15 protein-coding genes and 1 tRNA gene are annotated in these 19,955 nt (G+C 46.1%); 3 read left to right on the top strand and 13 right to left on the bottom strand.

Annotated elements, in window-relative coordinates; genetic code table 11:
* Positions 1–162: 162 nt before the first annotated feature.
* The 6 genes from QUA62_RS15885 to QUA62_RS15860 form a co-directional block, all read right to left on the bottom strand.
* On the bottom strand, positions 163–1,293 hold the full coding sequence (locus QUA62_RS15885; RefSeq protein ID WP_190657291.1) for a chemotaxis protein CheW: 1,131 nt from the start codon (positions 1,291–1,293) through the stop codon (positions 163–165).
* Positions 1,294–1,296: 3 nt separating this feature from the next.
* Entirely contained in the window at positions 1,297–2,856 is a 1,560-nt protein-coding gene (locus QUA62_RS15880; protein WP_333405311.1) for a CheR family methyltransferase, read from the bottom strand.
* Between the two features lie 497 nt (positions 2,857–3,353).
* A complete protein-coding gene (locus QUA62_RS15875) occupies positions 3,354–5,120 on the bottom strand; it encodes a R3H domain-containing nucleic acid-binding protein (RefSeq protein WP_333405309.1) in 1,767 nt (588 codons plus the stop codon).
* A gap of 124 nt (positions 5,121–5,244) precedes the next feature.
* Positions 5,245–6,396 carry a circadian clock protein LdpA gene (gene ldpA / locus QUA62_RS15870; protein ID WP_333405307.1) on the bottom strand — a complete coding sequence of 384 codons (1,152 nt, stop codon included), beginning with the start codon at positions 6,394–6,396 and terminating at the stop codon, positions 5,245–5,247.
* A gap of 425 nt (positions 6,397–6,821) precedes the next feature.
* Positions 6,822–8,144, bottom strand: coding sequence for a four-carbon acid sugar kinase family protein (locus tag QUA62_RS15865; RefSeq protein ID WP_333405305.1), 1,323 nt, complete (start codon positions 8,142–8,144; stop codon positions 6,822–6,824).
* A gap of 191 nt (positions 8,145–8,335) precedes the next feature.
* Positions 8,336–9,004, bottom strand: a complete 669-nt coding sequence (locus QUA62_RS15860; RefSeq protein ID WP_333405303.1) for a hypothetical protein — start codon at positions 9,002–9,004, stop codon at positions 8,336–8,338.
* Between the two features lie 96 nt (positions 9,005–9,100).
* Here QUA62_RS15860 and QUA62_RS15855 point away from each other — a divergent pair, with 96 nt between their 5' ends.
* The gene (locus QUA62_RS15855; protein WP_333405301.1) at positions 9,101–10,273 is read left to right on the top strand and encodes an IscS subfamily cysteine desulfurase; all 1,173 of its coding nucleotides are present in this window, start codon (positions 9,101–9,103) and stop codon (positions 10,271–10,273) included.
* Positions 10,274–10,406: 133 nt separating this feature from the next.
* On the opposite strand, the gene QUA62_RS15850 is transcribed toward QUA62_RS15855, so the two are convergent.
* Positions 10,407–11,429 (bottom strand): glycosyltransferase family 2 protein, encoded by a 1,023-nt coding sequence (locus QUA62_RS15850; protein WP_445243820.1) that lies wholly within the window; start codon positions 11,427–11,429, stop codon positions 10,407–10,409.
* A gap of 76 nt (positions 11,430–11,505) precedes the next feature.
* On the bottom strand, positions 11,506–12,237 hold the full coding sequence (locus QUA62_RS15845; protein ID WP_333405299.1) for a C40 family peptidase: 732 nt from the start codon (positions 12,235–12,237) through the stop codon (positions 11,506–11,508).
* 95 nt (positions 12,238–12,332) lie between these two features.
* Here QUA62_RS15845 and QUA62_RS15840 point away from each other — a divergent pair, with 95 nt between their 5' ends.
* Positions 12,333–13,271, top strand: a complete 939-nt coding sequence (locus tag QUA62_RS15840; protein WP_333288517.1) for a serine hydrolase — start codon at positions 12,333–12,335, stop codon at positions 13,269–13,271.
* Positions 13,272–13,425: 154 nt separating this feature from the next.
* On the opposite strand, the gene QUA62_RS15835 is transcribed toward QUA62_RS15840, so the two are convergent.
* The 4 genes from QUA62_RS15835 to alr all read right to left on the bottom strand — a co-directional run bounded on the left by QUA62_RS15835 (position 13,426) and on the right by alr (position 17,060).
* A tRNA-Ser gene (locus QUA62_RS15835) sits at positions 13,426–13,514 on the bottom strand.
* Between the two features lie 97 nt (positions 13,515–13,611).
* Positions 13,612–14,751: a patatin-like phospholipase family protein gene (locus tag QUA62_RS15830; RefSeq protein ID WP_333405297.1), complete on the bottom strand. Its 1,140-nt coding sequence runs from the start codon at positions 14,749–14,751 to the stop codon at positions 13,612–13,614.
* A gap of 47 nt (positions 14,752–14,798) precedes the next feature.
* Positions 14,799–15,647 carry a mechanosensitive ion channel family protein gene (locus QUA62_RS15825; protein ID WP_333405295.1) on the bottom strand — a complete coding sequence of 283 codons (849 nt, stop codon included), beginning with the start codon at positions 15,645–15,647 and terminating at the stop codon, positions 14,799–14,801.
* 210 nt (positions 15,648–15,857) lie between these two features.
* Positions 15,858–17,060, bottom strand: a complete 1,203-nt coding sequence (alr, locus tag QUA62_RS15820; protein ID WP_333405293.1) for an alanine racemase — start codon at positions 17,058–17,060, stop codon at positions 15,858–15,860.
* A 134-nt stretch (positions 17,061–17,194) separates the two neighbouring features.
* Between alr and QUA62_RS15815 the strand changes: the two genes are divergently transcribed.
* On the top strand, positions 17,195–18,778 hold the full coding sequence (locus QUA62_RS15815) for a peptidoglycan-binding protein (protein ID WP_333405291.1): 1,584 nt from the start codon (positions 17,195–17,197) through the stop codon (positions 18,776–18,778).
* Positions 18,779–18,873: 95 nt separating this feature from the next.
* On the opposite strand, the gene QUA62_RS15810 is transcribed toward QUA62_RS15815, so the two are convergent.
* Positions 18,874–19,908 (bottom strand): S-layer homology domain-containing protein, encoded by a 1,035-nt coding sequence (locus tag QUA62_RS15810; protein ID WP_333405290.1) that lies wholly within the window; start codon positions 19,906–19,908, stop codon positions 18,874–18,876.
* Positions 19,909–19,955: the final 47 nt, after the last annotated feature.

The following is a 19,955-nucleotide window of genomic DNA, read 5'->3' as shown; positions in this document are numbered from 1 at the left end:
TTAGTCCTGGACGCATTTCAAGATAATCCTCTCAGGCTGAGTCCCGCTCGTTACCAGTCCCGATCTCTGCGTTGGATCGGGATTGCGAAGGAAATGAAGTATCAAGCCCGATGGTTCACTTGACTCATGAAACATATGGTTTGCGTAAGTCTTGTTCTTGATTCAAACCTCTTCATCAACAACTACTCCTCCTTTTGTGAGCAGTTTTTGCAAGTTCAGAATAGCCATCATTTTTTCTCCGTAAATAGCTGTCCCCCGTAGATATTCGCGGTTAGCAGAATGCAGTGCTGCCGGAACAGCCGCCATTTCCGACACATTTAAATATATAATATCTAATATTTCGTCAACAACTATACCAGCGACCAAATCCGCCACTTCAACAACGATCGCCTTAGACAGATAATTTGCCGCCTCCGACATATTTAAAGACATATTTAAAACACTGCGAATATCAATTAGCGTCAAAATTTCTCCCCGTAAATTCATATTCCCCACTATGCGATCGGGAGTGCAAGGAACCGGAGTTACTTGGTTAATATCAGTAAATTCGCGCACTACATCCAAAGGAATACCAAAGTATTCACCATTCAAAACAAACACCGCCAGGGACATATTAATTGCAGCATCATTTTCCCCCTCGCCTCGCCGCCTCAAATTATTAGTCCGCGATTGAAAAATTGCTTTTTCTTCCGGGGTAGCCTGCGGGCGAAAAACGTGACGATTGCTCAAAATTTGAGGATTTTTGCCTAACAAGTTTGCATTTATTGGCCACTGTAAACTTTCCGTATCCGACTCACCTGCTGTTTGTTGATTACCTGCATTGCTTGGAGAAACAGGCCAGCTTTTCTCTGACTTTTCGGGAGAATATCGAATTAAGTGATCGAGATTTAGCAGCATGATAATATCGGCTTCGCAGCGGGCAAATCCAGCTACAAAATGATGAGAGGCTTCTGAATTGTCTCGCCCGTAAGATAACTGCGAAGTGATGGCATCTTCTGAGAGTTCCTTAACTTCGCGAACTTGATTGACAATTATGCCGACTTTCAATTCTTGCCACTCGATGACGATCGTACTATCTGTCACAGCATACTCCTGCCAAGCGTATCCAAAGCGCAGATTCAGATCCATCACGGGCAGAATTTCGCCCCGAAGGTCGATCGCCCCAACAATATCTTCAGGTGCTTCTGCAATTGCTGTCAACTCCGGCAGAAAGAAAATTTCCCGAACATAACAGGCTTCTATACCGCAGAGAAAACCGTTCTGTTCAAAGATAAGATACGGTTTAGTGTCCATATTTTAGTGTACAGTTTCTTTACTGTATAATCTTAACAACTTTTTTTTAACATCCACCAGCACTTGATTAGCTGTCATTTTGCCCTGTGAATCTATGGGAGTGTGTTGCGGTAGTGCTTTCAGGATTTCACAAGATGAATTGTACATTTTAATCGCTCTTTTTACTTGACCTTCTTTATTGTATATATTCCCTAGTTCTATATAAGCTGAAACAAAAGATGGACACATATAAATAGTCCTTTTTAATAAAACTTTTGCTGTTTCCAATTGCCCCTGTTCTTCAGCAATGTGAGCTTGTAAATAATCAGTAAATACTGAACCAGGATCTACTTTTCTAGCTCGATTACAGTATTCTATTGCCTGAGAATAATTGCCGGCATTTGCCTGAACTTGAGCGATTAAAAAATAAGCATCAAAATTATGCCCCTGCAAGTCTATTGACTCTTGTGCCTTGTGAATTGCCTCAGCATAATCTTGATTTTTAAATAATTGTTTAGCCTCTAAAATTAGCATTTGAGGCGTTTTATTTTGAGTATTTTCTGCTATTATTTTTTGTGTAACTGACACGGCATTGTTCCCCAATCCGTCCTCCCGATAGCGAGAGCGCAGTATCTTCCACAGCGGATTACTTATTGTTAATACGGGCGGCATCTCTGGAAAATTGCTGTTAGTAACACTAGGTAGCCTCGTTTTTCCTGTTAGCAACTCCCCACTATCATCCCCCACAGTATCTGGTTTGGGGAATTCCCAAAATGCCGAGTTGGCTTCCCCTACCGTCGCAACCCTAGACTCTATTTGACAGCCTTCCTCCGCTACTGCATCCCGACGCTGATAAACCACCGACTCCGGAAAAATCTTGGGTTGAAACTCGTTCATAATTTGACCGTAAACTTCAGCGTGACCGGTCATTAAATATCCTCCAGGTCTCAGGGTATTGGAAAATTTTTTCAGTACCAGTGAAATATACTTATGTTCAAAATACACAAAAACGTTTCTACACAAAATTAAGTCTATGTTATAAATATTGTGGTAAATATTAGGAAACTCATCTGTGATTAAATTTACACAGCTAAAGGTTACACTTTGGCGCAATTCTTGATTAATTTGCCAATCATTTTGCCTCTGATGAAAATACTGCTTTTGTATCTGCGATTCAACCAGGCGAAACGACCAATGACTGTAAACTCCCTGGGGCGCTTTTTTAATTACTTTTTCATTGATATCTGTACCTAAAATTAATATTTTCCATTGTTCCCAATCGGGAATCAACTGTTTTAAAACAATAGCTAAAGAATAAGGTTCTTCACCGGTGGAGCAGCCCGCACTCCAGATTCGCAGTGTCGGCTGCATTCCGAAGGTCTTGTGCAAGTTTCTTTTCTGCTCTATCAATTCAGGAAAAATTACTTTTTTCAACAGATCAAATTGTCCTTGATCTCGCATAAAATAACTTTCACTTATTGTTAAGAGCACTATTAATTCTGCCCATTCATATTTACTTTCAAAAGTTTTGGCGGTTAAAAGTTTATAATATTTTTCTGGTTCTGCGATGTTTTTTTCTCTCATTCTAGTCATAATTTTATGACACAAACCATCTCGCTCTTGGAACCTAATTCGCACACCAATTTCAGTAGTAATTAAGTTAATAAATAGCTGAATTATGGAATCATTCATGTCAACTCAGGTAGATTCATTTAATAATTTGGGAAATGGCAACTTTTACTGAGCTGGTGCTGAGTTTGTGCTGAGGATAGCAGATCGCCCGCGGCTCGTCATTTCGCAAAGCCGAAGGGAGCCGAAGGGAAGCGCGTAGCTGAAGTATTGAGAATTGGGTAACTTGTAAGCTCGTGTAGTCGAAGAAGTGGTAATTGGAAATTGGCGAATTTGGAATTAGAAATCGGGAATTTAGCCGATCGCATTAACAAGAACAGTGTCACAAAACATCATATCAGAAAGTTGCCAGCTACTTAAAGGAAAAAGGCAAAAGGTAAAAGACACAAGCCAGGAAAAAATTCTCCCTTCTGCCTTCTACCTTCTGCCTTCAAAGCCCTCAACCTCCAACTTTAAGCTGGATATATCCGCAAGCGGCGATTGGGTTCTTCCCCAAAACTGTGGGATTTCAGGTGATAGTGTTCCACAAGTTCGTGCTGCATTTTGCGGACGTTGGGAGAACGAGGCAGGAGTTCCACCGGCTGTCCCTTCGGAATGACAATTTGCTCGACTGCTAAGCGCGTTTCTTCCAAAGCTTCGAGCTCGTCAGAAGAACCGCTGCGGGCGAATAAGGCGAGGTCTGCCACTTCCGGGGTACCCGGGTCATCCATGTCTAACAGGCGCCGCAAAGCTCTCGCTACGTGGGGAATAGTGCCGGCCTTAATTGTGTGCAGGGGAACTTGGCGAGTTTTGGCCAAGTGCCTCAATTTCGACTGGTTCCGAACGTTCGATCGCAAAGCCAAAACCACGTCAGCGCTCTCAATATCCTTCGTCAGCAGTACCGGCAGGTTCAGCGTCGAAATCACCTGTTCGAGCTGGTGGCGAGCTATGCCGTAAGGATAAACGTGGAGGGGCAAATCTTCGCCGTTAGGGCCGACATTATGGGAATAGCGCCCGGGGTTGGGTACTGGTTCGACGGACAGGGATTCTTCCAGCAGTTGCTCGAAATACCGAGTCTCAGAAACCGGCGCGCTCTTAGCAGCGAAGTTCTCGCTGGGAGCGGGCATCGGCACCATTTTGCCAGCACTCCGCCACCCTGAGATCGGTGTGACGGGCCGCATTGCCGATACCGCAGCCGGGCCGCTGGAAGCTGCGATCCCCGGAAACCGGGCGGGGGGAGCGGGCGAGTCGCGCTCGATAATTACTTCTCCACTCTCGCTGACGCTTCTGATTTGCTGGTGCGGTTCGCGTCCCCGCAGCAAAGTGTCGATCGCCTCTGCAACTCGCTCGTGTATTACCCAGCGCTCGCGTTCGAGCATTTCGATGGCAATTTCAAAAGTTGGCGGTGCTTTGCGCTCCAAAACCGTCTTTTGAGAACCGCGCCGTCTTGCTTCGTCATCTCCCAGCGTCACCGCTTGGATGCCCCCAATTAAATCTGCCAGAGTCGGGTTTTTCATCAAGTTTTCGATCCGGTTCCCGTGGGCGGTACCGACCAACTGCACGCCCCTTTCGGCGATCGTCCGAGCCGCCAAAGCTTCGAGTTCCGTGCCGATTTCGTCAATCACGATCACTTGCGGCATATGGTTTTCCACTGCTTCGATCATGACTTGGTGCTGGAGTTCGGGACGGGAAACTTGCATTCTGCGAGCTCTGCCGATCGCTGGGTGGGGAATATCTCCATCTCCGGCAATTTCGTTGGAGGTGTCGATGATTACCACCCGTTTTTCCAAGTCATCGGCGAGCACGCGGGCAATTTCCCGCAGGGCCGTGGTTTTGCCGACTCCGGGGCGGCCGAGCATCAAAATTGACTGACCGGTTTCCACTAAATCGCGGATAATGCCGATCGTCCCGAACACAGCGCGGCCCACCCTCAAAGTCAAGCCGATAATCTCGCCGCTGCGGTTGCGTATGGCGCTAATTCGGTGCAGGGTTTGCTCGATACCGGCTCGGTTGTCGCCACCGAAGTGGCCGACTCGTTCGATGCAATAGTTGAGGTGTGCCTTGGAAACCGGCGTTTGGGAAAGAGGTTCGGCCAAGGATGGAAAACGAGCTTCTGGTTGCCGGCCCAAATCCATGACAATCTCAATGAGATTGTTGCGCTGCGGGTGCTGCTCTAAGGGCTGCCGGATCTCATCTGGCACAATGTCTAATAATCTGTTGAGGTCGTCTGTAATCTGCATTCGCCTCGATGTGTTCGGTGACGTTTTCAACTTTTTAGTCAGTGGTCATTAGTAATTAGTCATTAGCCATTAGTCATTAGTACCAATGCCCAATTCCCAATTCCCAATTCCCAATTCCCAATGACTAAATTTCTTTGAGCTGGGAAACTAGAGAACAAGCTAAACTCACGGCCTCCGAGAGAAGTTCTGGGACGGCTTCGAGCTGAGGTAGCCGAGATGTTTGAACTCCGGCTCCTGGCCCCGCCACTGCCACCGGAACGGCATAGGCTCGATCGGTCTGCATTGTTTCTAATTGTTCTAAAATTGGCGATAGCAAAACCCTGGCATAGCTGCCGTAAGCTACACCTGCAATGTATGGGACAGGGGGAACTGACAAATTTTTCCCGCCATCCTTCATCAGTCCGTCGGCTCTCAGCTTGCTGACAGTGTGAGCATTAGTGCCGCCTGCAAGTTGCACGTATCCCGGCAACTGGGCCGCCAAAACTTTTTGACCGAGTTTGACCGCGGCTCTGGTAGTTCCTGTTCCGATATCTCCGCTCATTGGCCTACCGTCGGTTTGCCAAATTAGGGGACAAGGAAGGGGGGAAATTATTTGATAGAGTGTCCGCAAATAATCAATCAAACCGTCTCCATCGGGGCAACTAATTGCTATTACCTTGAGTTGACCGACCCAGGGAGCTATACTCGACCAAAGTCGCGCAAAATCTGCCTCTCTGCCTACTTGCGTGTGGATTTCTAGGGCGTCGGCACCGGATTGCAAGATTAAAGGTGCGATCGCGGCGGGAGCAGACACGTAAGAACGAGTGTAAATCAGTTGGCTCGGACAAATCGGCAGACAGCGACCGCAGCCATAGCATTGCTGGTCTATCACCCCGGAAAAACCACTGCCAGCACTCTGAAAAACTATTGCTTCGGCTGGACATATTTTTTCGCAAGGCCGCCAGCAGTCCGCCGGACAATCGGCTGGGTTGAATTCGGCTTTGCGAAAATGCGGGTCTTCCCCATCATTTAAACTCACCATCAGCAACGGCAACCCTTTGCCGCCAAACCTGCGGTTTTGAGTTCTTGCCTGTAATTCGCTGGCCACTTGTAGGGCTTCTTTCGCTGCGGCGACGGCGGCGGGATCTGCCGCGACATCGATACAGTCAGCGCCTGCTAAGGTGTAAGCCAAGGTGAGATTCCGTACAGCAGGCAGGTGTTGAAAGCTCGCCCCACAGATCAGCTTGAACCAATGGCCATCTTTTAATGAGTTTAGGGGATGATAATGTTCTGTCACCCTTATATGCTAATCCTTTGAGCTGAAAATTACTATCTGAAAATTTCTACTTAATTTTAAAATTTAGGCTCATACAAGCTGGAAACGCTACTGATAGCAGTAGCTCTGGTGCTGTTGGCCCTATATGTAGAGTTCTGAGGTACTATTTTTGAGAAATCTAATTTTTTTGATACTGCCTAACGATGAGGCGATTTTCAACTTGGCCGATCGGCTTTAGTTACGGACAGACTCTCTATCCTATCATACTTGGGTCGATTAGGCAAGGGAAAAGTAAACTAAAGATTTTTTTTGAAGTGACCGTGCAGTGGCAGTTGCCCTAAAGTTCGATCGAGCATTGAAACCCATCGACCAACCGCAGATGAACATTCTCCTCCCTGACTCGAAGCTAAATTCATCTGGGTTAATCTGCGATTGGTCGAGCTATACTACTTGCTCAGCCGCTTGTAAACCGTAGCCAAAGCATGGCTATCCCCCACATTTCCCGGAAACAAAACAACTGGCAAATTGGGAAACAGAGGATGAGCTGCATCGGTTTTCACCACCGAACAACCGGCAATAATTTGACCGATTTGCCTGACACTTTTCAGCGATAAACCTGTACTCAAAACATCATTAGAAGTAATGCCGCCCTTGCTAATTAAAAACCCGATATCTGCAGGCAGTCCCCGCACGATATCCATCAATAAAGCAGAAACCGCCTCTCCAAATTTTAACCGGACTTCGGTATTTTCAAATTCGAGTTCCTTGCGGCTGGTATAAATTACAGGCGTTTTGCCATCTGCATGAGCAGTGCGGACTTTTTCGAGAATTTCATCGAGCATTTGGGTGCGATACTCTGGTGAATCTTCTACCAACTGAGATACATCTATTTCAATGCTAACTATATTGGGTTCTTTTAACAAGCGTTCCAATTGTTCAGTAGTTTTCTTAACGTGGGAACCAACTATTACTGCACCGGGTTTGCCATCCCTCACGTATTTTGCCATTTCCTCGGCTGCTACTGGCTGCGGGCCGAGGTCAGCTAAGGATGTTAAAATACTCGCTGCACTGCGGAATAAAAACTTTTTGCCTTGACTGACTGCATGGAGAATGTGTTTGGCAAATGTGTCTAAATCGCCTTGGCTTTGGCCGTCAACAACCGCACATTGGTTGTCTGTCATGTCCATCAGTCGATCTAAACTTCCGTAGCGAATGTCTCCGAGTAAAATGCGATCGACTGCATCAGCGGGGATGCGACCTTTGGTTTTTTCTTCTACATAGTCTGGCAGGTAACTGTGACTGTAGCCGAAGACTGAATCTTTGGCAAATTCGGTTTGATGTACTGGTGTCGGGACGCTGTTAACTATTAGGTAGTGCACGCTGTGGCGGGTCATTCTCCCTCCTTCAAAAAAGGCGGGAATTAGAAAATGGGCGTCGAAGGGGCCAAGTTCTTCCGCGATCGCGTCGGTTTCGATGGGATAGTGGCCGCGCAGGGTAGAATCGGAACGGCTAACTATTAGGAAGTCTTCGATTTTTTCGGCGGCGATCGCCCTTTTTAGATTTTGGCACACTTCGCGGGTGACGGAGGCTGCTTTTTCGGGAGTTAGCGATCGAGTATTTGTCAGTATGAAGAAAATCGGGCACTTGTCCCGCAGCCCCAAACGCAGGGTGTCTTCGTCCCAACGTGTCAGCAGCAAGCAACTGTGCACGGTTTGAGAACCAGTCGGATCGTCGTCGAGAACTATAATCTTGGGTTTAACAGAAGACATACTGACCTGGTTGTTAACGTCACCTTTCCAAGATATCCTTACCTGTTACGTAACAGGAAAAAATTTACAATAGTTATGATATTTTTTCACAATTCTCATAACTTATAATTGGGAAAATGTGTTTGAGTTAGATCGGTTCAGCAAGCTGCATATTGCTCCTGGGTAAGAGGCGCACGCAGCCGTGTACGCTACTAAGTTTTGCCATTTTTAAAACTAGCATCGTTTCGCTCTTGCAACTTTTTCATTTCTGCTTGAACTCCGACGGCTACCTGCAAAGCTTCGTTGAGCAATCGTCCTTGTTCGCTGGCTCGATCGCTAATTTGCAGGGCATTCAAATTTTTTAAGTTATTGGTAAACAATTCGGAGTTAGTAGCGACAAATTTTTTGTTTTCCCTAAGAATTCTTTCAGTTTTCAAAGCTCGAACTAAATCGTCTCTGATTAGCTGCAAAGCTTGAATTACTTTTGCGCGATCGCCGATTTTGACTTTCGCATTGCCAGCATCTTCTATCTTGTCATTAATTTCCATCGCTTTGATTATACCATTATAGCGCTCCACATCATCAAAAAGATTGATTAAATGTTGGTTTTGCTGGCTGCACCGAATTTTCCAGGCATCCTCAAAGATTAAACCAACTATCGCAGCGAAGTGAAGGGCGAACCACAACAAATAAGCTCTAGGAAATATCGCAACCAGCAGCCAACAACTGATGAGAACCAAAACAATTAAACCGACTGTTTTCAAAGCTTCGCGGGCAAACTTAGTCGCTGTCGGCGGCCGGTATACGCGATCGGGCCCTGCGCCGGTGAGGTGCTTGAGCTCACCGAGAGTAATTTCTAATCCCTGAATGTCAGCTCGCATAAATCTTTACAAATATATGTTAATTATAAAGTTTTGTTGTAGAACAAAGGGCTCGTCTACAATAAACCTAACACTTTTTTCACCCAACCCTGCACTATGTCCGCACGTCCTATATACCTCGACAATCACGCCACAACCCCCGTAGATCCACGGGTACTTGATGCGATGATGCCGTATTTCACCGAACAGTTCGGCAACGCAGCCAGCATAAACCACGTCTACGGCTGGGAAGCAGAAGCAGCGGTAAAACAGTCACGACAAATCATAGCCGAAGCGATCAACGCCTCCCCAGAAGAAATTGTTTTTACCAGCGGCGCCAGCGAAGCAAATAACTTAGCGATTAAAGGCATCGCTGAAGCTTATTTCAGTAAAGGAAAGCACATTATCACAGTAAAAACCGAACACAATGCAATTCTCGACCCCTGTACCTATTTGCAAAAATTGGGGTTTGACATTACTGTTTTACCGGTAAAAAGCGACGGGCTGATTGATATAGGCGATTTGATCAAAGCGATTCGCGCCGAGACAATTTTAGTTTCAGTGATGACGGCTAACAACGAAATTGGCGTCATCCAGCCGATCGCAGAAATTGCTGCAATTTGTCGCGGAAATGACATTCTTTTTCACACAGATGCGGCACAGGCGATAGGCAAAATTCCCCTCGACGTAGAGGAGATGAATATCGATCTAATGTCCTTGACAGCCCACAAAATCTACGGGCCAAAAGGGATCGGTGCTCTCTACGTGCGCCGCAACAAACCAAGAGTGCAGCTAGCGCCGCAGATGCACGGAGGAGGCCACGAACGGGGAATGCGATCGGGTACTCTCTACCCACCGCAAATAGTTGGGTTTGCCAAAGCAGTAGAATTGGCAATTGCAGAAATGCCGTCGGAAACAGAACGAGTGGTTAATTTGCGGCAGCGTTTGTGGGAAAACTTGAGTGAATTGGGCGATGTTTTTCTCAACGGTCACGCTACTAAGAGATTGCCGGGGAATCTCAATATTAGTGTAGGGGGGGTTGACGGTCAAGCGTTGATGTTGGGTTTGCAACCGGCGGCGGCAGTTTCTTCGGGATCTGCTTGCACTTCCGCAAAAATATCGCCATCTCATGTTTTAGCAGCGATCGGGCGATCGGACAAATTAGCTTACGCTTCAATTCGGTTTGGTATTGGCCGGTTCAATACCGAAGCAGAAATAGATGCAGTCGCCGAACACGCGATCGCAACTATTCAATCTCTCCGACAAGCTCAAAAAGTCACTCAATTTTAGATTTGAGATTTGAGATTTTAGATAAGAGAATTGAAGATTAGGAAGTAGTTTTGAGTTTTGAGTTTTAAATGATTTAACTTAAAACTCACAACTTTTCCTTTTTTTATCACCTAGTCTAATTGGAATCAACCCCTTATTTAGAACCAAACACCTCGCGCACCCGATAAATTGGTTTTCCCTGCGACTCGTGATAAGTCCGCATCATCACTTCCGCCAGCAAACCAAAACAAAATAACTGCACGCCAGTTAACAGCAAAACCACAGCCAAAATCAGCAAAGGACGATTGCCAATACTTTGACCAAAAGCCAATTTTAGAAAAGTCAAATAAATTCCTAAAACCGTTCCTAACGTCATAGAACTCAGTCCCAAAAGTCCAAAAACGTGCATCGGTCGAGTCAGGAACTTTTTCATAAAAGAAATAGTTAACAAATCCATCAACACGCGAAAAGTCCGCCAAATTCCGTACTTACTTTGACCGAAACGGCGGGCGTGGTGTCGCACAGGCAGTTCTGCAATTCTCGCCCCTTCAATAAACGCCAAAGCAGGCAAAAATCGGTGCAATTCCCCGTAGAGATTCAAGTCTGCTACCAACTCGGATTTATAAGCTTTCAAAGAACAGCCGTAGTCGTGCAAAGTTACGCCTGTAACGCGACCAATTAACCAGTTAGCAATTTTAGAAGGAATCAACCGGCTAATAGTATTGTCTTGCCTATTTTTCCGCCAGCCGCTAACTAAATCGTAGCCTTCATTTAACTTTGACAACAATAGCGGAATATCAGCCGGGTCATTTTGCAAATCGCCGTCAAGGGTAACAATAGCACGGCCGCGAGCGCGATCGAAACCTGCGGACATGGCAGCAGTTTGCCCGTAATTGCGGCGCAAAATTACAGCACAAAGGTCATCGCGAGTGCTGGCTAACTGCTGGAGAAGTTCAGCAGAACCGTCCTTAGAACCGTCATCTACACAAATAATTTGATAGCTGAGTCCAGATGGTTGGATAGAAGAGGCGATCGCCTCAATCAAATGAGGCAAACTTTCCACCTCATTATACACCGGCACCACCACTGAAACGTCGAGAACAACCTCAGCGCCAGCCTGCTGTGCAGCCAATTTTTCCAAAAATAATGCAGCGTCCATTTCTTTGTTAGATAACATCAGTAATCATTAGTCATTGGTCATTAGTCATTAGTCATTAGTTAACAGTCAACAGTCAACAGTCAACCGTCAACAACTAATTAGGTTGATAACTTGCCACAACTTTACCATATCCCCGCAATTGCTGGTAATAAGCTTGACTGACTAGATCGCCATCGTCCGACAAAACATCGATACCGATACCGTTGCGACCTTGTGCTTTTCCAGAACTGTGAATGTAGCGATTATCTCCGAGATACAATCCTACATGAGTTGCTTTTTCTGGCGTACCAAAAAATACTAAATCCCCCGGTTCTAAAGCACTGATACTAACAGGTTTAGTAAAAGCTTCCTGCTGATAAGCATCCCTCGGCAACCAGATGCCGGCAGCCACAAAAGCCGCTTGCATCAAGCCCGAACAATCATAATTAGGGCCCACTGTACCGCCCCAAAGATAATAATTGGATTGGTTCATAGCCTCACGAGCGAAAGTAATTACTCTTGGTAATTTTTCCTTGATTTCTGCCTCAGAAAGCACCAGAGGATGATACACTGTTTCTGTCGGGTCGAGCAACTCAACATCTCGAATATCCAGCCATCCCGGATAATCATCTTCGCACAGTCGCACCATCACAGCCGTTGTATCCCCCTCACCAACCGAGTCTATGCCATTTCTCCCCCCCTTCATAAGCTGGGGGGGGTCAACTACTCGCAAATGTCGCCCCAGCGCTGCTTGAGTGGCCAATCGATCGCACTTTGGGGAATCGTAAATATTTATGTGCGATCGGGCTCGGTACTCCACAACATCAGATAATTGATAATTGGCCATTGCTAATTGCTCATTGTTTGCTGTTAATTGTTCGCATTTAACGATAGATTGCCATTAGCTGCTAGCCGTTAACCGTTAAGCGTCAGCCATTAACCATGACATTTTTTCACCAAGACGAACAATTAGAAACCCTCGGCAGTAGCATTATAGACTCCGCATTGTCAGAATTTACAGGATTAAGTGGCGATCGTACAGCCATTACCTGGATAGTCTACGATCCGCCGGTGCGAGTCAATACAGGCGGCGCCCTGAGTCCAGAAGAATTTTGGAAATATCAACCCCGAGGTTTTAGCGCTAGAGCTTCCGAACGAATTTATCCCGCCAGCATCGTTAAATTATTCTACCTCGTTGCCATCTGGGAATGGGCGCAAAAAGGCATGATTAAAACATCGCCAGAATTAGAACGCGCCGTCCGAGATATGATAGTTGATTCCAGCAACGACGCCACCAGTTTAGTAGTAGATGCCCTCACCGGCACCACCAGCGGCCCAGAATTATCACCCGCGCCCTTTGAAACTTGGAAACAGCAGCGAAACATCGTCAACCGTTACTTTCAATCATTGGATTGGCCGGAATTACAAAATATTAACGCCAATCAAAAAACCTGGTGTGACGGCCCCTACGGTCGCGAGCGAGCATTTCTGGGAGAATTAATGGAAAATAGAAATATGCTGACCACAAATGCAGCGGCGCGTTTGCTGCACAGCATAATCGGCGGCGTAGCTGTTTCTGCCCAAGCATCGCAAGAAATGATGGGTTTAATGAAACGCAGTTTAGACCCAGCAGAATTAGAGGCAGATCCCGAAAATCAAGTAACAGGTTTTTTAGGCGGGGGATTGCCAGAATCAGCAAAATTGTGGTCAAAAGCCGGACTGACAAGTCAAGTTCGTCACGATGCGGCTTATATTGAAATAGCGGGTTTGCGACCGTATTTGTTGGTTGTATTTACCGAGGGCAAAGAGAATAGCAAGAATGAAGAGATTTTGCCATTTATATCGCGGCAAGTTGTCGAAGCGATGAAAGTGCTTAATTAGATTTAGTAGTTGATTATTGCGGCTAGACTAGACTTGAACTGCAAAAATAATTTGGACGGGCTAGAAGCCCATCCCACAAAATTTTCTTGTGGGATGGGCTTCTAGCCCGTCCAAAAATTTGATTAAAAGGAATTTTTTCCTAGAAGCTCTAGAACGGAGAGGGAGGGATTTGAACCCTCGAAGGATGTTAACACCCTTAACAGATTAGCAATCTGCCGCTTTCGACCACTCAGCCACCTCTCCAAGATGACAGTAACTAACTATAGCACACACATCTTCTTTTTGCCAACCCCTAATTGAAAAATTCCTCAATCCCTTACTCTGTATACTTTTCGCGACATCAACCGCCAGCCTCTGCCCCAAAGCCCCTAGCCTTCAAGTGCTTGTCCCAACTAAAATTGGAACTCAAAAAGAACCTCTTAGTATACATATATCCCAAGCGGTACAGGTTAGCCTTGCGATCGCCATCGAGATTAAAGTCCGTCGTCGTCACCCCAGCTTCAGTCACATCAATATTAATCACCCTGCCTTTATCCATTTCTCGCTGGTGATAGCGGTCTCTTGCTTTCATCATCGTTCTGAACATCGCCGCCAGCATCGACAGGGGAGTATCAATCTTAGCTTTAGTCTCAATTCCGGTATCGACTAATCGAAACCCAAAGGTAAACCAGCGCGGCGACGCAGGAGTCGCACCGACGGATTGTTTGTCATAAATCCACAGGGGGAAATTGCTCAAAATTCCGCCATCTACAATTAAGTCATCGCCGAGTTTTCCTGGTTCAAAAAATAGGGGAATACTCATCGACAACCGAACGGCTTCAGCCACGCTAAAATGTTCAGCGCTTGGGAGGTGCAACTGCTCGTACAAAGCATCGGAATCTGTCGATTCGCGCCGATGTAAGTCGTCGGGAAGCACCAACATTTCACCGCGAGTGAGGTTAGATATTACTACTTTTAATTCCCGGTCTTTTACGATTTTTTTGACATCGGCAAAAGTTTGCAAGTTACCTCGACCGAGCATTGCTTCCAGCCACTGCCGGAAAGGCTGCGCCGAATATTCTCCCATTTGACGGCTAACTGTTAGAAAAAGTAGCGTCCAAGCTGGGGATTGCAAATCATCGGCGGGGTCGCCGTTTAAAATTAGAGGACTATTTTTTTGAGTTAAAAATATGCTGTAATCGAGCTGACCTAAAATTTCCTCTAAATCATCAATTGACAAGTCGGTTGCCAATACTGCGGCGGTAATTGCACCTGCTGAAGTGCCTGCCAATTTTCGCCACCGGATGCCCAAATCGCTACAGCACCTGAGTGCTCCTAAAAATGCAACTCCGCGCACGCCGCCGCCTTCAAAAACCCCATCGGCATATATTTGACCGTTTTCGTCGGGAGGCGGAAATTTGCTGAGAATTGTTTGTTTCTCCGTTGCGGTCATTCTGACACCGGGTTCTTGCAAAATTTGCTGCGGATACCACTTGCTCATGGGAAATACCTCGGATCAATTTTGGGTTTTAGATTTTAGATTTATATCTATTGTTCTTGATTGTTGTCGGCATCCATTGCCTCTTTGACGTATTGTTGAACTTGCGATCGCACTTGTTCGTAGGCCACCGACGCGCACCAAGGTCGGAGAGATAAAATAGTTGTATCTGGAGTAATCTCGGCTACCAAACAAGTCGGGGGCGGATTCTCCAACACTAGGGGGTGAGAGTGGGCAATTTCTAATAACTCAGCTACAGTTGGACGAATTGGCCGATCGCCAATATCAATCTTCAAGTCTACTCGCCTCGTTCCCATTGCCGTTGTATTTTTCAATGTACCGTTAAACAACTGATTGTTCGGGACAATAATTTTTATCCGATCATCTGTCACCACGGTTGTTGAAAAAATCCCGATGCTGTCCACCACTCCCTTAACATCCCCAGCTTCGATCCCATCTCCGACTTCAAAGGGGCGCAAACTAATCAACATTACCCCAGCAGCAAAGTGCGATAAAGTATTTTGCCACGCCAAACCGATCGCCAAACCCGCTGCACCCACCACCGCAACCACGCTGGTAGTTTGAATTCCCAACTGACTCAAAGCGGCGACTACTCCCACTACCAAAATCGTAATTTCAGCAGCTTGAACTAAGAATTTCCGCAGCGTGGGTTCGGTGCGACTCAGTGCTCGGCGAGTCACGCGGCCCGCAAAGCCTATCGCAAATCGCGTAATTAACAAAATGCCGATCGCCCACAGCAGTTGAGGTACAATTTTAAACCCCAATTCTACGAATTTTTTCGAGAATTCTTGGGCTACTTCCAAGGCTTGTGTTCTTTCTGCATTTAGCTGAGTATAGAAGGTTTGAGCTATTGGTAAAAACGTCTGAATAACTGTCATATCAATTTGGAATTGGAATTTGGAATTTGGAATTGCAGTTTCAGTCTTAGCGCTTATTTTGAGAGTCCGACAGGGGTTGAAAACCCCTGTCTCATAGCTAAAGTCCTCTCAAAGAGGACTAAAATCAATAATTTCCTCGTTCAAAATCTTGAGTCGGTTTAAACCGACTTTTGCTATGAGGCAGGGGTTTAAACCCCTGCCGAACGACTGCTAATAGTGTACTGCTACGCGGGGCAATCGGTGTTTAAAACCGCAGAGAATTTCCCACGAAATAGTTCCTAAAGTCGCGGCCCAATCGTCGGCAGTAATTTGATATTCCCCATCTTTGCCCAACAGCGTCACCACTTCGCCGACTTCTAAATTGGGAATATCAGTTACATCCAGCATTAATTGATCCATCGTTACCGCGCCCACTTGCCGCACGAACTGACCCCGGACTAAAACCTGCATTTTATTAGAAAGATTGCGCGGAATGCCATCTGCATAGCCGATACCAATTACGGCAATGTGTGTCTGGCGCTGAGCTATAAATTGATAGCCGTAACTGACCCCGGTTCCTGCTTCAATTGTTTTCACCTGCGTTACCCTAGCTTTTACCTGCATTGCGGGCTTCAAATTGGCGATCGACTGCAAGTGAGGTGCTGGATAAAGACCGTAGGTAGCTAAACCGACTCGCACTAAATCGTAGTGCAAAGCCGGGTCAGCGAGGGCTGCAGCAGAGTTGGCCAAGTGGAGGCGAGGGGGGTTAATTCCTGCTATTTTAATTTGCTCGATCGCCTGTTGAAACCGCTGGTGCTGCTCTCTCATAACTGCGGAGTCGGGACTATCTGCTGTCGCCAAGTGAGAGTAAATACTGGCTAATTTTAAATTGGGCAACCGCTTGACTAATTGCACAAATTCTGTAGCTTCTTGCCAGGGCGTTCCCAAGCGAGACATTCCCGTATCTAACTTAGCGTGAACCGGCAAAGATTGGTTCAGATCGGCAAGAACTTCCGAAAAAATTAGGGCTTGTTTGGCAGTACAAATAGTGGGCTGCAAGTGCCAATGGGCGATCGCCTTTACCTGTTGGGCTGTATGGGTTGCCCCCAACAGCAAAATCGGCGCTTCTATCCCAGCTTCTCGCAATTCTATTCCTTCAGGAATTGTCGCCACTCCCAGCCAACTAGCACCTGCTTGCAATGCTGTTTGACTGACTGCAACAGCACCGTGTCCGTAAGCATCTGCTTTCACAACTGCCATCAGTTCTGTGTGGGGAGATAAAAGCTTTTTAAGCTGTTTTACATTGTGAGTTAAAGCTGCTAAATCGATTTCTACCCAAGCCCGCTGGCAAAGCCCCCCGTTATCGTCCCACAGCAACGTCTGGCGGGATTGTTTTGTCGTTGATTCTGCGGTTGTTTGTTCCCCACTCCACATTGTCGATCGCTCCTACTTGCTTACACCATTAAAAACTGCTTGGAGATTTTACCCTAAGTTTGATTATAATAAGATTCTCTCTTTCATCAAAGTTAACTGGTGTATCATAGCACCAAAAATACCCGGTAAAAACTATGGACGGACTGGCCTACCTACATTTAGCTGAAACTTGGGAAACGGCTGCGGGTCAAACTCGATCGACCCACTCAAAAATGCACCGCAATTTAGCCTCGGCTCCTTTACTTTTCTTTACGATCGCTCTCACAATTTTCAATTTAGTCAATCCCGCACTCGCCATCAAAAAAGGTGATTCAGGCCCGGAAGTAGCCGAACTCCAGAAAACTCTACAAAACGCAGGCTATTTTCGCGGTAAGGCTACAGGATTTTACGGTTCTCTCACCCAGGCTGCTGTGAAAAAGTTTCAAGCAGAGAACAACCTGAAAGTTGACGGAATTGTCGGCCCTAAAACCTTGTCAGCACTGAAAGGTAAGCCGGAAGATACCAGCATGGAAGCAGCAGAAAAAATCTCGCCAAATGTCGATCTATCTTCCCCATCTCCTACCGCCACAGATAACACAAACGAACTCGACGAAGATCAAACTAACACTCAGACCCAAGAACCTCTATTTCAAGAACCCTCTTTACCGCCCTTTAAAACTGAAAATTCCGAGGATAAAGAAAGTGAGTTGCCACCCACAAAGCTCGTAAATCCTTCTGATAATACTCAAGGAAAAATGACCTTGAAAAAAACCATTTACGGTAACATATCGCCCAAATCAATAGTTTATTCGGGAGCGGGTTTGTTTTTTGCTCAAAACATGATGTACCGCCACACAATCACAGTTTACGACAGGAACTTTAAATTAGTCAAGACTATTCCCGATACAGTAAACTTGTCGAAGTTCGGCTTTTCTAAATTCAAAGGCAATTATAAAGGCTCTCCCGTAGAAGCTGCTTTTTCAACCGATGGCAAATATGCCTACGTCTCCAACTACAAAATGTACGGTTCCGGCTTTAGAAATCCGGGAACCGACAGGTGTTCTCCAGCGGCAAAACACGACCAAAGTTTTCTGTACCGCATCAATACCCAAACTTTGACAATAGAAAAGGTAATTCCTGTAGGTGCAGTTCCGAAATTCAATGCTGTTTCGCCTGACAATCGCTTCGCGCTCGCTAGCAATTGGTGCAGTTGGGATTTGAGCGTAGTTGATATCAATAAAAATCTCGAAATCGAGCGAGTGAAACTGGGTGCATATCCTCGGGGTATTGTGGTTACTACCGACTCAAAAAATGCCTATGTTGCCATCATGGGTTCTTCCGATATTGCGAAAGTGAATCTCATCGACTTTTCGGTAGAATGGCTGAAGAATATTGGCAATGCGCCGCGTCATTTGACGATCGATCCCAATGGAAAGTATCTTTATGCCACTTTAAATGGTGAAGGAAATGTGGCAAAAATTGACCTAAAAACGGGTAAAGTGGTAGACAAAGTTTCTACAGGAAAAGCACCTCGCAGCATGACAATTTCCGATCAGGGAAAACTGCTTTATGTGGTCAACTATTTGTCGAATACTGTTAGCAAAGTTAGGACGAGCGATATGAAAGTGCTGCAAACAGTGAAGGTTAATTCAAGTCCGATCGGGATTACTTACGATCCGGAAACTAATCAGGTTTGGGTAGCTTGCTATTCGGGCAGTATTATGGTGTTTCAAGATTAATTTAGCTGCTTCGTAGTGAAGGCTTCAGTCCTGACTACAAACAATAAGGATTAAATGTTATTGTGGGGCGGGCTAGGAGCAACGCCCCTAAAATATTATTTGGGCAACTTTAAAGGCTTCACAACATACTCAGAAGACTTAGCAGGTACTTGGCCTTTTTTGGCCATAGCTTGGTAAACCATGGCTGCTACTTCAGCTCGAGTTGCTGTTTTATTAGGCTGCAAAAGTGTGCGCTTCGGGTGGTTGACAACAATGCCAGCTTCTGTGGCTGAGGCTACTTTGTTAACTGCCCATTTCGGCACTTTTGCCCTGTCTGTATAAACTTGTAAAGTTTTGGTTGCTTTTGTGGATGGTTTCAGGCTCAAACCGCTCGCTAAAGCTGCGATGACTTCGACACGCGGAATCTGTTTGTCGGGACGGAACTCATTGTTTGGGTATCCTTTAAGATATCCAGTTTTGACGGTGTGATCGATCGCAGGACCGGCAGGACTCTTGTCTTTTACGTCTTTAAAATCAATTGGTTTTCGGATCGGTTGTTTGTCGTCGGACATTCGCTGAATTAAGCGCGCTAGTTCGGCTCGCGTCATCGGTTCGTCGGGACGAAATTTGCTGTCGGTGGACTCAGCAAAAATTTTCCGATCGACTAAAGCTACAATGAACGGACGCGCCCAATATTTGTCTGGAACATCGGAGAATCTAACGGGCCCAACTTTGGGTTTATCGGCGTTGGGTTTATCAGCTTTCGGTTTGGTAATTGCTGGAGCGGGAGTCGATCGCGCAATTGGCTTGGGAGGAACAACGATTACACCCACCGGAGGATTTTGCGGTAAAACCGGCCCTAAAGGTCCCACAGGTGCGGCATCCGGTTCTGAGGGAAGGAGCGTTTTAGCGGGCGATCGCAAATCGGAACTGGGCGATTCGGGTGTTAATATTCCCGGAGTCGCGGGCGTAACAGCAGGTTGAGAAAAAACGGCTGGAAATTGCCAATTTCGGGCATTCAATCGATCGGGATTTTTACCTGTTACCCAAAATAAGATGGCTCCCATCGTGCCGAAGGCAACCAAGATCGCAATCAATTCATCCAATCCTAGAGGATTTCTTTCCCCTGACGGGGGTTGTGAAGAAGACATATTGTCACCTACATACTAATGTAGAAATTAAATCACATATTTTTTAG

The sequence above is a fragment of the Microcoleus sp. MON1_C1 genome, assembly GCF_036701945.1.
Lineage (GTDB): Bacteria > Cyanobacteriota > Cyanobacteriia > Cyanobacteriales > Microcoleaceae > Microcoleus.
The sequence above is the reverse complement of the archived record's forward strand: the minus strand, read 5'-3'. Positions and strand labels throughout refer to the sequence as shown.

Coding starts and splice junctions, on each gene's coding strand:
- QUA62_RS15885 (WP_190657291.1), bottom strand. CDS start 1,293: ATGGACACTAAACCGTATCTTATCTTTGAACAGAACGGTTTTCTCTGC.
- QUA62_RS15880 (WP_333405311.1), bottom strand. CDS start 2,856: ATGAGAGAAAAAAACATCGCAGAACCAGAAAAATATTATAAACTTTTA.
- QUA62_RS15875 (WP_333405309.1), bottom strand. CDS start 5,120: ATGCAGATTACAGACGACCTCAACAGATTATTAGACATTGTGCCAGAT.
- QUA62_RS15865 (WP_333405305.1), bottom strand. CDS start 8,144: ATGTCTTCTGTTAAACCCAAGATTATAGTTCTCGACGACGATCCGACT.
- QUA62_RS15860 (WP_333405303.1), bottom strand. CDS start 9,004: ATGCGAGCTGACATTCAGGGATTAGAAATTACTCTCGGTGAGCTCAAG.
- QUA62_RS15855 (WP_333405301.1), top strand. CDS start 9,101: ATGTCCGCACGTCCTATATACCTCGACAATCACGCCACAACCCCCGTA.
- QUA62_RS15850 (WP_445243820.1), bottom strand. CDS start 11,429: ATGTTATCTAACAAAGAAATGGACGCTGCATTATTTTTGGAAAAATTG.
- QUA62_RS15845 (WP_333405299.1), bottom strand. CDS start 12,237: ATGGCCAATTATCAATTATCTGATGTTGTGGAGTACCGAGCCCGATCG.
- QUA62_RS15840 (WP_333288517.1), top strand. CDS start 12,333: ATGACATTTTTTCACCAAGACGAACAATTAGAAACCCTCGGCAGTAGC.
- QUA62_RS15830 (WP_333405297.1), bottom strand. CDS start 14,751: ATGAGCAAGTGGTATCCGCAGCAAATTTTGCAAGAACCCGGTGTCAGA.
- QUA62_RS15825 (WP_333405295.1), bottom strand. CDS start 15,647: ATGACAGTTATTCAGACGTTTTTACCAATAGCTCAAACCTTCTATACT.
- alr (WP_333405293.1), bottom strand. CDS start 17,060: ATGTGGAGTGGGGAACAAACAACCGCAGAATCAACGACAAAACAATCC.
- QUA62_RS15815 (WP_333405291.1), top strand. CDS start 17,195: ATGGACGGACTGGCCTACCTACATTTAGCTGAAACTTGGGAAACGGCT.
- QUA62_RS15810 (WP_333405290.1), bottom strand. CDS start 19,908: ATGTCTTCTTCACAACCCCCGTCAGGGGAAAGAAATCCTCTAGGATTG.